This is a genomic window from Pantoea sp. Tr-811, assembly GCF_011752535.1.
Lineage (GTDB): Bacteria > Pseudomonadota > Gammaproteobacteria > Pseudomonadales > Pseudomonadaceae > Aquipseudomonas.
In genome coordinates, this window is the sequence record NZ_VWXJ01000001.1 from 23209 (window position 1) to 37575 (window position 14367).

Below are 14367 nucleotides of genomic sequence, written 5' to 3' on the forward strand. Positions count from 1 at the left end.
TGGCTTTGATGCCAGCGCAGGCTCTCGCTATTGCTCCAGGCGCAATTCGGCAATCAGCAAGGCCATGGCCCCTGACGGTTGACGACGGCTGGGATAGTACAAATGGAGCCCGGGCCAGATGGGCGACCAGTCTTCGAGCATACGAATCAGGTGGCCGGATCTGATATACGGTATGGCGAGTTCTTCGGGCACGTAAGCAATACCCAACCCCGCAATGGCTGCATCCAGGCATTCAAAGGTACCGTTATGGATCAACTGGCCTTCGACGCGGACGCTGACCTCATTGCCTTCCTTTTCGAACTCCCACGCCCATAACCCGCCATGAGTGGGCAGGCGGATGTTGATGCAGTTGTGTTGCATCAGATCCTCAGGGTGCAAGGGAAGCTGACGACCTTGAAGATAATGCTTGGTCGCCACCACTGCAAAACTGGCGTCAGGTCCGATTCGTTGAGCGATCATGTCCTGAGCCAGAGACTCCCCCATGCGAACGCCGGCATCGAAGTTACCGGCCGCCAGATCCGCGAAGCCGTTATCGGAAAACAACTCGACCTGGATCCCGGGGTATCTGGGGAGAAACTTCTTCAATTTAGGCGTCAATATGGTGCGGATCGCATGGTCCGAGGCGGTGATTCGAATTCTGCCGGTCGGACTGTTGCCCAGTTCTGTGAGCGCGTCGAGCTCGGTATCGATCTCCGACAGTTGAGGCACCACGTTTTGCAAGAGACGCTCGCCGGCTTGCGTGGGGACCACCGCCCGCGTATTGCGTGACAATAGCCGCACACCAAGCCGTTTCTCCAGAGTGCGGATGGCGTGACTGACCGCGGTCTGCGAAAGCCCCAATCGTGCCGCCGCCTTGGTGAAACTCTGATCGCGGGCGACTGCCACGAAGACATTCATGCCTGCAAAGGCGTCTCGGAGGATTTTTTGCTGCATGGCTGCCTTGTCTCGTGCGTGCAGATGAGTCGTGAAGAAGGCGGTAGCTGATAGGCCTGAATTGCCGGAATGGCAACTTACACCATTATCCCATCGCCCATCCACGCAGCAGGCCTGCCAGCTGACTGATCATCGCGCCGACTATCCTATTGCAGCGCAGGCCCGAGTCGTTGAAAGCGCCTGACCACTTCGGTCGCGTCAAGCAGTTCACGCTGAGTGAATGCTTGCCCGATGCGAGAATAGTTACCGGGGGGAACGTTCAGGTTGGTGACGTATCCATCGACAGGCGCAACGACGCGGGTACAGACAAGATCGAGCTCTCCTTTCTGTGAGATTGCCGTAGAAGCAGCGCTGCAGCTCAAGGAAAGCGGGCAGGCCAGCGAATTCATCCCCGTATCGGGGGGCCGGAAACAGTCAGGAGCAACTGCGGACCGCGCTGGCAATGGGCACTGATCAAGAGCGATCAGGACCTGGAACCGCTGGCAATCGCCAAGCTGCTGTATGTCTTCTCTAAACGCGAGGAACCTGGACGCTGCCGTAGACGTTCTGGTCGCTGGCGAGTCCGCAGGATGCGTTGCCGAGCAGATTGCAGGTCATGTTGATATGCAGAACGTGGTCGTCGCATGTGATACTGACTATGCCGATCAAGGCGTTGAAAACCTGGCGGCATTGATCGTAGACAGCGTGAAAACCTTCGGCAACGAACATGTGATCACCGCATCAACGGCTTTCGGCAAGAATCTGTCGTCTCGGGTTGCCGCGCTATTGAATGTGACGCAGGTCAGTGACGTCATTCAGATCGTAACGAAGCATCTGTATTGACGAACTGAGCATCACCGTTCAGTTGCCCACTTTCGGCTCCTTTCTCTACCTATGCCAGGATTGTTTCAATTCTCTCTCCAAGAAGACGCCATGCTTCAGTCTTCTCCTTAGCATAATCATGGTGCAGGTAGTGCCTTCGTACTTTGGAGCCTGCCAGCAGGTGATTCTGACAGCGATCAATAATCTCTAGAGTGACGCCAAGTTCCTGCATCATGGTCGCCCCGGTACGGCGAAGGTCGTGTGGGGTCCATTCACCCTTTGTGCCGTTGTTTAGCACTAGGGAATCGTCATGGTGACGGCCTGATAATGGTTTACTGCGCTTCTTGAAGCGGCACTGCCGATCGCCAATCAGTTTACTGACTGTCTTGATATCAACATGGCATTCACCATTTTTGCTGGGGAAACAAAATGGGTTACTTCCAGTTTCTTTCTGCAAGCGTTTGAACTGTTCCAAAGCAAAGTTCGATAGAAATACATGGTGATCCTGACGCTTACCTTTACGTCCTTTCGTGGCTAGTGCTGGGATGAACCAAGTGCCTTTCTCCAGATCCAAATTTTTCCATTCGGCTTTGAGTAGCTCACCGATACGGCAGAGGGTACTCAGGCAGATCCATACCGCACGCTGTACTCGAGAGTTAACAGGACGGATGCCGGAGTATTTCTGCCCGGCGGGTAGGGTGTCATAGTCATGCTCCAGGCGAGCAAAGATGCCTCGTAGTTCACAGATTTCGTCGGAGGAAAGCACACGGTCACGTTCTTCTTGATAGTCGTGATCAAGCAGTGTCTGCACATTGACCAAGTCGATCGGATTGCCGTCAATCATCAACGATCGCCATGGTTTGCGCTTTTCGGCCCAGCGCAGCATCTGCCCAATGTCGTTGTATAGGATGACCACAGTACGGTTCAGACCACGCGTGCGAACTGCGCGTAGAACAGCTAGTAAGTCTTTTTCTGTCAGACTACGCAATGGCCTCTTGCCAATGACAGGCAGTATGTCTTTCTTAAAGCTGCGGCGCAGCTCCGCGTTGTTATCTTGGCGGGATACACCATCGCGCAGCCATTCGTCGAATAAATTTTCAAAAGTCTTGTTCTCCGCTGCCAGGCGTTCGGCTTCGGCAATCGTGGCAGCAATGGCGGTTTGGGCTTCAATTTTTTCTGCCTTCTTGGCGGATGTCGGATCAAGACCTTCTGCTACTTTTCGGCTCGCGTTCCTATGTTCGGATCTTATATCGGACAGGGATTTACTTTTGCTACCAGTCTTGGCCCAAGTACCGCAGGCGAAGTCTTTGAATTTTCCGTCCCACTTGAAGCGATAATAAAAGCTCACCGAGACGCCTTTCTGGCGAGCAATCACTTTGCCTATCAAGTTCCCGTCGTCGCGAAGGGTCTTTCCGTTATCTTCAGCGGTGAGCGATTCCAGTTCTCAGACGGTTAATTTGGCCATTCTCTACCCCTTGTACACGTGGGGGGATCAAAAAATACCCCTACTTATACCCCTACCATGGCGACGGCTCTCGGTGGAAAGCTATGGGCAGAGGTAGATAAAATTCTAGCCTGAGACCCCTGTGATTGCTAGGTTTGTGACGTGCTTCTGTGTTCTGCCCATGTCCACTGAAATCCAATAAATAATCGAATGGGGTGCAAGGGGTCGAGTGTTCGAATCACTCCGTCCCGACCATATATTTCAGCGACTTAGCCACCTTCGGGTGGCTTTGTTGTTTCTGGGCATAGTGACTTTACGAGTGACTTCGCCTTTTTCCTCATCCAATTCTCCTCTTCAAGATCGTCAGCACCGGGCCGCGCGAGTCGGTAGCCGATACCTTGTTTGCCGCATCGATCATTTGACCAATCTCCGCACCGGAGTAATGACTGGTCACGCTTCCGCTTTTGTGACCCAGTAGCGACTTCCGGTCTTCCAGGCTGACGGCTGCTGCTTTCAGTCTTCGTCCGAATGTATGCTTCAGGTCGTGAACCCTGATGGAAGCGAACCCTGGGTGCGCCGGCCGCAAGTGTTGCTCCTGCCAGAGCTTTGCCGCGCGCACTCGCGCTTTCTTCCAGGCCGAATCGTTCATCCGGTGCATGGCGGTACCGTTGTACGGGAACACCCATTCCCGACTTATCCCGCGCTGTCCTTCGATGATCGATTTGGCCACGCTGTTCAAAACGACCAGGCGCTCCTCTCGGTTTTTGACTCCAGAGTTCTCATGCCTGCCGCCGAAATCGGCTGGTATCAGAAACACGCTGGCGTCCAGCTCGGGGACGAAAATCTCCCAATCCCACCTCAACTTGCAGACCTCCTGCTCGCGGCAGCCGGTGTTCACCTTGAACAGGGCCATTCGCTGAAGGTGGTCTGGCAACTCGCCGAAGAGGATCGACTGCTCACGCAATCGCCGCAGTCGGCGATCATCCAGCCATCCGATGTGAGTGCTTTAACTCCATCGCCGCTGTCGGCGCCAAGACCGGTGAAAACCTCGGTTTCGTTCAGGACTTCCCATGGGCCGGGCGTGTGTTTTGGTTTCGTCATGGCAATAGCTCTCCATGCCCGCGCATATCGGCGGGCTTATGTGTTAAAAAAGTGGTCAAAAGGAGATTCGATATGGGCAAGACAGCCAAACCGTTTTACTTAGCCGCGGCGCCGCTGATAGCCGTTGGTGCTGCATTCGCAGCTGTAGGCGCATCTGGGCAGACTGCTTTCGGCTATACCGCAGTTGGCTTGTTGGTGCCCGGCGTTGTGTTATTGATTGTCGGGTACTTTCGGCGGGCTTGAGTTGTAGGGAGAGGGTTTAGTATTCGAAGTCGTATTCGGCGGAGCAGGGCGCGCACAGTGGGCGCTGGCTCCGCTGCGCCCATGCCGAGATCTTGAGCAGCCAGCGGCTCTTGTCGACGAACCGGCCACAGTCGCGGCAGTGAGTGTGATGATCTTCGGACTTGAGCAAGGCATATTGAGCGTTGCGCTGGCGTTCTGCTTCGGCGAGCAATTTCCGGAAGTGCTCCTGCTCTTCCTTCTCCGTCATGTGCGGGTAGATCGTGCTCATGCCGATCATCACGGCGCCTTCCATACCAGATAGGCCATGTACATCAGGGGCAGAGTCATGGTTGGGGCTCTTTGTTGGGCGTTGGGTCCGGTATCGGCTGGAACGCGACGATGTCGCTGCCGAAGTCCTTGCTGGTGAAGTTCATCTGGCCGAAGGGCCAGCGGTACTCGAAGGGGCCGGTGCGCGCGCAGCCTGCCAGCACGCTGCCGCAGCGCAGGCGCACATCGATCCATTCCGACTTGGGGTCATCGTCGTGACCTGCCGCCAGCCAGAGCCCCTTGAGCTTTTCCACTGCCACGATCTCGTCATGGATCTCAAAATCCCGCCCTGGGCCTGGCCCGACGATGCTATGGATGCCGTGAACCGCTTGCTCCCAGCGATCACGTGACTCGATCTCGTCAGTCTTCGGAAGGGCCACCACCACAGCCACACGGCTGGCCTACCAGGCCCAATAGACAAGGCGCACCATAGGATCGCGGTAATCTCCGTTCTTCTGTCGCCATTCGAGATTGGCTTTGGCGCGCTGGCGAATGTCCTCGCCGCAACGCAAAGCCATTTCCTCGACATACGCAGCCTCGAACTGCTCGCGCATCCTGTCCGTCACAGCTGATACCTCTCATCAATCCAGCGCCCAGGCGCCAGTGCGAGTAGTGGGACTGTAGCTGGCACGAGAAGCGTTGTAGCTGTAAGCGAGGGGGGAGAAACGAAGAAGGAGGCTTTTAGCCTCCTTCTCTTACTGGAACTCGTGGCTGACTTCAGACCACAGGCTCACTTTTTGATCGCGGGCTTTGAAGAACTCGATCTCGCGCTTGATGCCCGAGCTCAGATCCCAACCAGGCAGGTCGAGGATGATCAGCTCTTCCATGACGTCCATGAACACTGCATCCACTGGAGCCCAGAGCTTACCGATGGCAGCGTTGTCTTTGCCCTCGAAAGCCAGGTTGATCGGGTGGGACATCGACACTTGACTGAACACCGCGTTGCCCGATTCAACGATCGTGGCAGCTACCTTGTTGCATGCCAGGAACCGCTCGTGGGTCACGTTGGCATCGGTGTGGCTGTAAGGGCAGGCCAGGAAAATTTTACGCATGTTTACCTCTATTAATGGCGGCGAGTGATCGCCTGGTGGTTACCGGTCAGGCAGAGCGAAGTGCTGTCTGCGGGCAATCGAGCTCCTCCTGCTGAGCGTTTTCCTGAGCTTCATAGCGCAGGGCGGCAGGCACGGAAATCTTGATTGCGATGCCGACTGCCAGCAGGCCACCGAAGAGCTTGGCCAGCAGTACTGGCATGATCAGCGTGGGCTGGAAGTTGGCGGTGAATGCCAGGTGGTCGCCGATGGTTGCTTGAGCACATACGCCCAGCGCAACGCACAGCACCTTGTCGCGAGCATTCAGGTTTTTGAACATGTGGTAGACCGCGATGATGTTGGCGAACACCATGACGAAGGCGGCTGCACCAGGGCCTGAGAGGCCAAACTGTTTGCCCAGGACTTCCATCGGGCGGCGGCAGTATTTGTTGAACAGGAAACAGATGGGGAAGGTGCCAGCGAGCATGATGCCTATGTAGCCCGCGATCTCGATCGCGCGGAACAGCTCCTTCTGATCTGCAAACATTGGATCGAAGCCCCACACCCCGAAGTTCTTCATGAAGAAGCCGGTGAAGTGCTCCACGATGGCGAGTGCCAGGATGATCTTGATGAAGGCGTCCATGACCTTACCGAACACCAGGAAGCCGGTGACCATGAGATTGGCCCTATAGCGCAGGCCAGCCGCGAGTACGAAGCAGAAGATGAACAGCGGTGTCAGCAACTTGAGGCACGCCACGAAGTCCAGCGTCAGGTAGTGCAGGGCCGGCGAGTTCGTCGACACCATTTCACGCACTGGCAAGTTGAACGAGGTGATCATCACCAGGGACGCGAGTACGGCGAAGGGGATGCTGATCAGGCCGGCCATCGCCCCCAGAGCGAGGTATTTGTGATCCTTGCGATCCAGCATCATCAGGCCGACGGGGATCAGGTAGACGATGGTAGCGCCGGACGTGTAGCCGACAATCATGGCAGTGATCCAGACGTCGCGGTTTGCGGCGATCGCGTCAGCGAGCTGATAGCCGCCCATGTCCACAGCGATGATTGAGAGCGCAGCGATCGAGACGTCCGATCCCATCAGGCTGAAGTATGGGCCAAGGGCCATTTCGATGAACTTCGACAGGAACGGGATGGAGATCATGATCCCCGCCTGAGCGAGGAAGACGGGCCCAATGGAGTGAATCCCGTTCACGAACTCTTTACCCAGACCACTCTCAGGCTTGAGAACGGATGCGCAAGCACCGATCACCGCACCCATCATGATCAGATAGATCACAAAATTTCCAAACTCAGCCATGACTTCACCTTCATGTCCACAATGGCCTGGCGTATAGCCTGCCGGGCCTGGAACTTTGTTCTTGTTTAGCTCCCAACCGAGATCAGAAGCACCGTCAACGTGAATGTGAATCGCCGGAGTCTTCAGCAAATCGGCTGTGTGACTTCCGAGACGTTTCTGACCATTTACTAACCACATCACATGCCATTCGTTGTTTTGATGTGGTTTTGAGGATCAATTGAGCTGGATTCGGTCAAAATGGCGGCGTATTGTGACTGGAATCATCAACGGTGCGGGCTGCGAGGGCCGTGGGTAAGTTTCTGAAATCACAAGAATAATGGTGCGCGATGTCGGCAAGTGTTTGTCGTTGAGCGTTACCGATGCTTCAAGTGTGTGCGTCGGTAACACATACCGCTTCCTTTGGGGGCATCGGCACGTGACCAAGGAGTAGAGATGCGTCCGAGTGAAAGGCGACAGCACATACTGGAGTTGCTGCGGCAACGCGAGCGGATATCGGTCGAGGAGCTGGCTCGCTCGCTTAGCACCTCTCAGGAAACGATCCGGCGCGATCTGACGGTGCTTTCGGAAGAGGGGCAGGTCACCAAGTACCATGGAGGTGCATCCTTACCCCCTCGCGGGGAGCACGAGAATGCGTTCCAGACCCGCATGAACGAGTTCTCGGCAGAGAAGCGAATGGTCGCGCGCTACGCTGCGGGGCTCTACTCCCCAGGAGACAGCATCCTCATCGATACCGGCACGACAACGCTCTTCTTTGCGCGTGAGCTTGCGAAAATGAGCCGGATCACGGTCATCACGAACTCGCTAATGATTGCCGAAAGCATTGGGGCAAGCGGTAACCGTGTCTTCATGATTGGTGGGGAGTACCGCCCCGAGTCAGCTCAGAACACAGGGGCGTTGGCGATGGAGCAGATCGCCCGCTTCAACGCAGAGCACGCCGTGGTGACCATCGGTGCCCTCAGTTCAGACGGAGCGTTCGACTTCTCGATCGAGGAAGCGGAGATCACGCGGGCGATGATCGCGCGCACCCGCTACCTGACGGTCATCGCCGATTCCTCAAAAATGGGCAAGCGCGCCTTGTTCCAGGTGTTCCCGTTGGATCGGATTGACCGCTTGATCATCGACCGTAAGCCGGTAGGCGAGTTGGCGAAGGCCCTGGCTGAAGCCCATGTCGAGGTGCACGAAGTGCCTGCTAGCAACAGGCAGGAATGGGTGGAGCGCTGATAGATCAGATGGCCCGCCCAGCCAAGGGAGGGCCACTCCAACCACGCAGGTTACAGGTAGGTGCCCAGTGGAGGCATGCGTTCGAGCTGCTTCCTGCGGCGCAACCATACCGCTGCGAACACGACGACTCCCACGAGCATTGAAGCCAATACGTACATCTGCGCTACGCGGAAATCGCTTGGGATGATGAACACGCACATCTCCACGAAGAGCCACACGCTTGCGCCTACAACCACTGGCCATTCCCATTTGCCGAGGGTGAAGTCGTCAGGGTGATGGATATGCTTGTGACGGGTGAAGATGTAGAGCACCACGGTACCGCTGTAGAGCAGCGCCGGGAACAGCGTCGCGGCCCCCAGCAACTGGGTAAGTGCATCAGGTGAGCTGTAGAAACTCAGCACAATGCCAACCGATACGACACACGCCAAGAGCGTTGCCCACAGCGGCCCACCGGTTGGCCTGGGGACGACCGATAGTTTTTCCGAGAAGGGTAGGCGGCCATCTCGGGCCATGGCATGGATGAGCCGGCTGTTACTCGTCATGATCACGAGACCGCAGGCGAAGATGGCCACGCAAACCACCACCAATACCACCTTGCTGAAGGTTTCACCCAGGGTCATGCGAATGACGTCTGCTACAGGTGCTGAGCTTCGAGTGAGTTCGGCTACGTTGTCGCCAAGGCCCAGGCTCACCACGATCAGGAACAGTGTTCCGAGTACGCCACTGACCACGACGGCGTTGACCATCGCCTTGGGCACTACCTGCTTGGGGTTGTGGGTTTCTTCAGCCAGGTTGGCAGCCGATTCCCAGCCCACCAGCGTGAATGCTCCGAGCAGGCCAGAGAGCATGAATGGGCCAAGCCAGCCGTAGTAGTTGTCGCTGTGGACGATGCCTGTGGACAGCAAATTGGAGGTATTTCCTTTGCCGAAGAACGCCACGGCGACGCCGATGGCAATGATCAGTCCGAACACCGCGACAACTTCGGCGCCGACGGCCAGGTTGTTGATCTTGGTGAGAATCGGTGTTGACCAGATGATGAGAGCTGTCTGTACCAGGATCAGGATGAGCGTAGTCAGAGCGCCCGCTGAAGCGCTGTACTCCCATCCGAGTAGGGGGAACAGTGCGACCTGGGCTAGGCCATAATCTACTGCCACGGTGACGATGGATAGGAAGGCAAAGCTAGCCCAACCGAACCACCACCCGAGTACCGGATTTACCAAGCGGCTGGCCCACTGGTAGCTGAATCCGGAAAGCGGGATTTTGCTCGCCAGCAAGCCGAAGACGAGTGCCACGAGAATGGTGCCCAAGGTAACGATCGGCCATGTCCAGATACCAATGGGCCCGCTGGAAGTCAGCATGCTGCCGTAGGTCGAGAACAGACCTGTGGTGATGGAGATGAAGGAGAAGGCGACAGCGAAGGATTCGAACTTGCCTAACGTCCTTTCAAACTGGGCAGTGTATTGCTCTTCGGCGGGTGGGCCGTCGTTGAGTTGCGCCCGAGTATTCATTGCATTCTCAGACATATGGATGTCTCCTGAAGTGTGTTCACTATCAAGCAGACTCGTCCCGATCATGATCGTCAGGGTGAGTTATTGTTATCGACGCACGCGGTATGCCATGGACTTTAATGATGTGGTTTTGTGTTTTTTCCTCTTTTGGAACGGGCAAAAATGCGTGTCTCCAGGATGCTGTTGGCCACAGGGCAAAGTTTGAAAACTTTGCCCTGAGTGACCACTGATTACCTGGCCTGACTTACCTCCAGCTTCTGCACCGTTTTACGGCATCGGAGAAGGTCTCGCGCCACTGTTGGGCTTCGGTCGCGCTGATGCGTGGCCGGAACTTGGTGCTGGTGTTGCGGGGAGGTTTGAGCTCGATACCAATGCCTTTGGCCGCCAGGGCTGCGCAACCGAACGAGGTCAGTTCGTCGAATCGCTGGGTCACGATACAGCGCTGCAGCGCATCGGCCAGGAACTGCGCGAAGTACGGGCTGCGTGCAAGGCCACCATCGATGGACAGTTGGTCAGTCACGTTCAGGAATCCGTCCATGGCCGAAATCACTTCGACGCTGCGCAGTGCGACGCCTTCGAGAAGTGCCTGGCACATGTCCTGGCGGGTGGTGCCGCCACTCATGCCGACCCACAGGGCAGCAGCGCTGCGATCCCAGTGCGGACAAGCAAGTCCCGAGAGGGCTGGCACGAATGCAAGCCGGCGCGAAATAGCAGGCGGTTCACTGAAGGCGGCCAGCTCGGAGAAATCACTGAAGAGGCCGAGACGACCCGCCCATTCCACGGCGGCGCTGGCGTCATAAACACCCCCGTCCATGGCATAGGTAGGTTTGCCCGCGATTTGCCAGGCGATAGTGGCAAGCAGGCCTTTTTCGGGAGCCCGGATGATCTGATCACCCGTGACGGTCAGGGCGAAGGCGCCGGTACCGTAGGTGATCTTTGCATCCCCGCCGGCACGGCAGCCATGGCCATACAGAGAGGCCTGCTGATCGACGATCGAAGCGGTGACCGGAGTAACGCCGATTTCACCGAAGAATCCAACGGTGTCGCGGACCTCGGGAAGTGCCTCCATCGGCACGCCGAACAGTTCGCACAGCTCGGTATCCCACTGCCCGGTGGCCAGGTTCATCAGCGAGGTGCGCGACGCCGTTGTGACGTCAGTGGCAAACACGCCGGTGAGACGATCCAGGAAGTAGGCGTCGGTGGTACCCAGGCGCAGCCGTCCAGCTTTAAGTGCACTCTGGGCGGCGGGCAGGTTCTGGACAATCCAGGCCAACTTGCTTGCCGAGAAGTACGGGTCGAGGGCAAGGCCAGCTCGCTCCAGAGTCAGCGACTCAGCGCCAGTTGCACGCAGTCGGCTGATTTCAGGTGCGGTGCGATTGTCCTGCCAGACGATCACAGGCGAGAGCGGCTCACCGGTTTTTGCGTCCCAGGCCAGACAGCTTTCGCCTTGGTTTGCGATGCCGATGGCATCGACCTTTCCCGTTGCTTGAAGGCAGCTCTGGAGGTTGTTCAGGAGCTCGATTGGATCGTGCTCTACCCAGCCTGGATGCGGGTGATGTTGTTGGTGCCGAAGCGATTGCTGGATGTCGGCGGAGCCATTCTGGGTGACGACCAGGACACGGGTGCTGGTGGTACCTTGATCGAGCGCGGCGATACGCATGTTTTTGTTGTCTCCTCGGCTATCTTCTTACTCGCCGACAAAGTCGACTTCAATCTGCTGCACGCCCTTCGGTACATTCAACGATGCAATCGGGACGAGAATTCGGCGCTCTGGTAGCGCAGACGTGGTACGTGACCACAGCTCTTTACCGTCGGCGGTGATCAGCAGACGGCCACGCGTTGCGCGGTTCACTCGCATCTGCAGGTTCTTCATGCCTTCCACCGGTGACAGGGTGAGGCGCTGTGGGACACAAAGTTTGAGCTGCCCTTTGCAGAGGATCTCGATGTCCTGGCCTGGAGCCGGCAACTGCCCCCGCATGTCGCGTACGATCAGAGAAGCGATCTTGCGACCTTCCCGGTATGACCATCCTGCCGTCTCAATAGGGCGCAGCAGGTTGCCAGCAGCGAAGTAGGCCGGATCGGAGCACCTGCCATATTGATCAATGGCGGGGCCACCGCTTTTCAGGTCAAGCTTGAGATCGCTCAGCCTTACCAGGCTGGACTCAGGAACAAAGCGCCCGGTCAGCAGCACCCCGTCGCATTCAAACTCGCGGATCGAGCCATCTGCCAACTTCACGCTTGCGCCTTCGACGCGGCCAGTCCCGTGAATTTCCTGTAGCTGCGCGCCAAAATGCATAGGCACACCGCACAGGCGTGGGAACAGCGAGAGTGGCCAGCGCGCAGTTGCACGGCGGTTCGCCTCGATCATGGCCACAGGTTTGATGCCCGCTTTTCGGCAGCTGAGCACCGAGGACAAGCTGACCAACTCGGTACCCACAATCAGCGGGCGCTCGAACGGCTTCAAGTGCTCAAGGTAAACGTAGGACTGGAAAGCACCGGTGTTGATGACGCCCAGAGGGCGGTCGCCTCCAACCAAGCGCGCGGAGCGTGGAGTCTCACGTGCACCGGTTGCGATGAGTACTCGTTTTGCCTGGATCTGCAGAGCCCCTGCCGGGCTGACAACGTCCAGTTGGCCATTGGCTCCGAGACGGGTCACTGAGTGCAGTACTCGAATATCCACGCCTGCTTTCTTGGCCTCGCTCACGTTTCGCTTGGCATAGTCCGGCCCGCTGTAAATACGCCCGTATTCCCAGAACCCGAAAGGCGGGTGACCGCAATGACGAGGAATGCCACCGGCTTCCGGTTCGCGCTCGATTATTACAACCTTGCCGATGCTCTGCTTGCGCAGTTCGATGGCTGCAGAAAGTCCCGACGGGCCACCACCAATGATGGCGACGTCGACGTGTTCGATGTTAGTGGGACTCATGGCAAACACCTGTAGCAAGAGGAATGGCGAGGTGGCCGGCACTCAGCTCGGCGACCCTCGCGCCACAATAGAAACCCTGGCAGCGTCCCATGCACGCACGGGTTCGGCGTTTGAGGCCGCCGATATCTCCGGGCGGGAGAGGGCTGCTCAAGGCTGCTTTGATTTCTCGCAGCGTGACCATTTCGCAGTGGCACACAATCTCTTCGTAACCGGAGTTCTGGTAGTCACGGGGGAGGTGCTCGGCGAGGTTTGGCATCGAGGGCCACATGAGGCTCGTGGGCGCTTCGTGTTTGAAGTCGTACAGGCTGAATACGTGCTTGGCGATGCCGAGTGCCGCCGTCAGACCGGTCGAGCGGATACCGCCCACGGTGATCCAGTTCTTGCCTTCCACCTTGCGTACCCGGTATTCCTTTTTCTCGGAAGCAGGGCGCAAGGCTGCATACGTGGCGGTCACTGGCATGCCTTCGAGCGCCGGAATGCGTTCGACAGCGGCTTCGACCAGTTGCCCGAGAATTTCGCCGTCCAGTCGAGCATGGATACGGTCATCCTGCTCTTCGGCGGTAGGCCCTACCAGCAGGTTGCCGTACACGGTCTTGGTGAGCACGATGCCCTTGGTACGCTCGTTGGGTACTGGCAGCACGATGTTTGTGAGGTAGCGCGACGCAGCCTTGTCGAACACTACGAACTGACCCTTGCGCGGGTGAATCGAGAAGCTGGATTCACCCAGCAGGCTTTGCTCAAGGATGTCCCCGAACAGCCCGGCACAGTTAATGACGGTACGGGTCAGGAAAGTTCCTTGTGAGGTCTCCAATCGCCACAATTCACCGTCGAACTGGCCACCCAGGACTTCGGCATTGAACTGGGTTTTGGCGCCCAGCAGCATGGCTTGCTGAAGGTAGCCTAGCGGGGCAGACCAAGGGTCGATCAAGAACTCACCTGGCACCTCAGCGGCGCCGAGTGCATGTTTTGCCAGGTGAGGTTCGAGCGCACGTACTCGCGCACGGTCAATGATCTGAACGTCAGCTACGCCATTGTCATGCGCCTGTTGAACAATGCCCTGCAGTTTCGCTAGATCTTCTTCACTCCAGGCAACGACCATCGCGCCGGACTTGAGCAGCGGAAGGTTCATCTTGGAGTGGATATCCAGGTACTCCTGGTAACCATCCTGCATGCAGCGCAGTTCGAGGCTGTCGCGAGGAGCGTCGAAACCGGTATGGAGGATTGCGCTGTTGCCTTTACTGGCGCCCGACAGAATGTCGGAGCTCTTCTCCAGCAGAAGCACCTTGGCACCTTCCAAGGTGAAACGCCTCACCATCGCGCATCCCACAACGCCGCCGCCGACAACGACGACGTCGAAGACATCGGTGTGATTAGGTAATGGTTTCGTCATGTTATTGCCTGTTGGGATAAATCAGCTATGCCAAAGAGGGTGCATCCCACATGCCACTGACTGAATGGTTGGTTTTTTGACCGATTTTTCAGGTGGTTCGGTCGTTATTGCTCTGACCTGTGTTATGTGAAGAGCCATTGCTGTCTCATCG

At 57.2% G+C, this 14367-nt stretch carries 15 protein-coding genes; 3 read left to right on the forward strand and 12 right to left on the reverse strand.

Translation table 11 applies throughout. The features are described 5' to 3' along the window. Nucleotides 1-27: 27 nt before the first annotated feature. Nucleotides 28-921: a LysR substrate-binding domain-containing protein gene (locus F3J44_RS00095; RefSeq protein ID WP_370526692.1), complete on the reverse strand. Its 894-nt coding sequence runs from the start codon at nucleotides 919-921 to the stop codon at nucleotides 28-30. Nucleotides 922-1434: 513 nt separating this feature from the next. Here F3J44_RS00095 and F3J44_RS00100 point away from each other — a divergent pair. Further along, nucleotides 1435-1755 carry a hypothetical protein gene (locus tag F3J44_RS00100; RefSeq protein WP_167269813.1) on the forward strand — a complete coding sequence of 107 codons (321 nt, stop codon included), beginning with the start codon at nucleotides 1435-1437 and terminating at the stop codon, nucleotides 1753-1755. Nucleotides 1756-1804: 49 nt separating this feature from the next. Here the strand turns inward: F3J44_RS00100 and F3J44_RS00105 are convergent, their stop codons facing one another. Next, nucleotides 1805-3175, reverse strand: a complete 1371-nt coding sequence (locus F3J44_RS00105; RefSeq protein ID WP_370526693.1) for a tyrosine-type recombinase/integrase — start codon at nucleotides 3173-3175, stop codon at nucleotides 1805-1807. Between the two features lie 340 nt (nucleotides 3176-3515). Continuing rightward, a complete protein-coding gene (locus tag F3J44_RS00110; RefSeq protein WP_205299594.1) occupies nucleotides 3516-4142 on the reverse strand; it encodes a tyrosine-type recombinase/integrase in 627 nt (208 codons plus the stop codon). 209 nt (nucleotides 4143-4351) lie between these two features. Here F3J44_RS00110 and F3J44_RS00115 point away from each other — a divergent pair, with 209 nt between their 5' ends. Then, nucleotides 4352-4522, forward strand: a complete 171-nt coding sequence (locus tag F3J44_RS00115; protein WP_167269815.1) for a hypothetical protein — start codon at nucleotides 4352-4354, stop codon at nucleotides 4520-4522. A gap of 16 nt (nucleotides 4523-4538) precedes the next feature. Here F3J44_RS00115 and F3J44_RS00120 read toward each other — a convergent pair whose 3' ends face one another. The 5 genes from F3J44_RS00120 to eutH form a co-directional block, all read right to left on the reverse strand. Then, entirely contained in the window at nucleotides 4539-4814 is a 276-nt protein-coding gene (locus tag F3J44_RS00120) for a hypothetical protein (RefSeq protein WP_167269818.1), read from the reverse strand. A 31-nt stretch (nucleotides 4815-4845) separates the two neighbouring features. Next, a complete protein-coding gene (locus F3J44_RS00125) occupies nucleotides 4846-5208 on the reverse strand; it encodes a hypothetical protein (RefSeq protein ID WP_205299596.1) in 363 nt (120 codons plus the stop codon). A gap of 21 nt (nucleotides 5209-5229) precedes the next feature. After that, nucleotides 5230-5394: a hypothetical protein gene (locus F3J44_RS00130; protein WP_167269820.1), complete on the reverse strand. Its 165-nt coding sequence runs from the start codon at nucleotides 5392-5394 to the stop codon at nucleotides 5230-5232. 129 nt (nucleotides 5395-5523) lie between these two features. Then, on the reverse strand, nucleotides 5524-5880 hold the full coding sequence (locus F3J44_RS00135) for a DUF1937 family protein (RefSeq protein WP_167070005.1): 357 nt from the start codon (nucleotides 5878-5880) through the stop codon (nucleotides 5524-5526). Nucleotides 5881-5926: 46 nt separating this feature from the next. Continuing rightward, nucleotides 5927-7171, reverse strand: coding sequence for an ethanolamine utilization protein EutH (eutH, locus tag F3J44_RS00140; RefSeq protein WP_167070007.1), 1245 nt, complete (start codon nucleotides 7169-7171; stop codon nucleotides 5927-5929). Nucleotides 7172-7603: 432 nt separating this feature from the next. Between eutH and F3J44_RS00145 the strand changes: the two genes are divergently transcribed. Continuing rightward, nucleotides 7604-8392 carry a DeoR/GlpR family DNA-binding transcription regulator gene (locus F3J44_RS00145; protein WP_167269822.1) on the forward strand — a complete coding sequence of 263 codons (789 nt, stop codon included), beginning with the start codon at nucleotides 7604-7606 and terminating at the stop codon, nucleotides 8390-8392. 50 nt (nucleotides 8393-8442) lie between these two features. On the opposite strand, the gene F3J44_RS00150 is transcribed toward F3J44_RS00145, so the two are convergent. From F3J44_RS00150 to F3J44_RS00165, 4 genes are all read right to left on the reverse strand, one after another. Further along, on the reverse strand, nucleotides 8443-9915 hold the full coding sequence (locus F3J44_RS00150) for an amino acid permease (protein WP_240158149.1): 1473 nt from the start codon (nucleotides 9913-9915) through the stop codon (nucleotides 8443-8445). A 229-nt stretch (nucleotides 9916-10144) separates the two neighbouring features. Continuing rightward, nucleotides 10145-11560, reverse strand: coding sequence for a glycerol kinase (locus tag F3J44_RS00155; protein ID WP_167269824.1), 1416 nt, complete (start codon nucleotides 11558-11560; stop codon nucleotides 10145-10147). 27 nt (nucleotides 11561-11587) lie between these two features. Continuing rightward, on the reverse strand, nucleotides 11588-12826 hold the full coding sequence (locus F3J44_RS00160) for an NAD(P)/FAD-dependent oxidoreductase (RefSeq protein WP_167269827.1): 1239 nt from the start codon (nucleotides 12824-12826) through the stop codon (nucleotides 11588-11590). Further along, on the reverse strand, nucleotides 12813-14216 hold the full coding sequence (locus F3J44_RS00165) for an NAD(P)/FAD-dependent oxidoreductase (protein ID WP_167269829.1): 1404 nt from the start codon (nucleotides 14214-14216) through the stop codon (nucleotides 12813-12815). Before F3J44_RS00165 ends, F3J44_RS00160 begins: the two co-directional genes overlap by 14 nt. Nucleotides 14217-14367 lie beyond the last annotated feature (151 nt).

Bases quoted from the DNA above. Each gene is read 5' to 3' on its own strand.
- F3J44_RS00100 (WP_167269813.1), top strand. From the start codon at position 1,435: ATGTCTTCTCTAAACGCGAGGAACCTGGACGCTGCCGTAGACGTTCTG.
- F3J44_RS00115 (WP_167269815.1), top strand. From the start codon at position 4,352: ATGGGCAAGACAGCCAAACCGTTTTACTTAGCCGCGGCGCCGCTGATA.
- F3J44_RS00120 (WP_167269818.1), bottom strand. From the start codon at position 4,814: ATGGAAGGCGCCGTGATGATCGGCATGAGCACGATCTACCCGCACATG.
- F3J44_RS00135 (WP_167070005.1), bottom strand. From the start codon at position 5,880: ATGCGTAAAATTTTCCTGGCCTGCCCTTACAGCCACACCGATGCCAAC.
- eutH (WP_167070007.1), bottom strand. From the start codon at position 7,171: ATGGCTGAGTTTGGAAATTTTGTGATCTATCTGATCATGATGGGTGCG.
- F3J44_RS00145 (WP_167269822.1), top strand. From the start codon at position 7,604: ATGCGTCCGAGTGAAAGGCGACAGCACATACTGGAGTTGCTGCGGCAA.
- F3J44_RS00150 (WP_240158149.1), bottom strand. From the start codon at position 9,915: ATGTCTGAGAATGCAATGAATACTCGGGCGCAACTCAACGACGGCCCA.
- F3J44_RS00155 (WP_167269824.1), bottom strand. From the start codon at position 11,560: ATGCGTATCGCCGCGCTCGATCAAGGTACCACCAGCACCCGTGTCCTG.
- F3J44_RS00160 (WP_167269827.1), bottom strand. From the start codon at position 12,826: ATGAGTCCCACTAACATCGAACACGTCGACGTCGCCATCATTGGTGGT.
- F3J44_RS00165 (WP_167269829.1), bottom strand. From the start codon at position 14,216: ATGACGAAACCATTACCTAATCACACCGATGTCTTCGACGTCGTCGTT.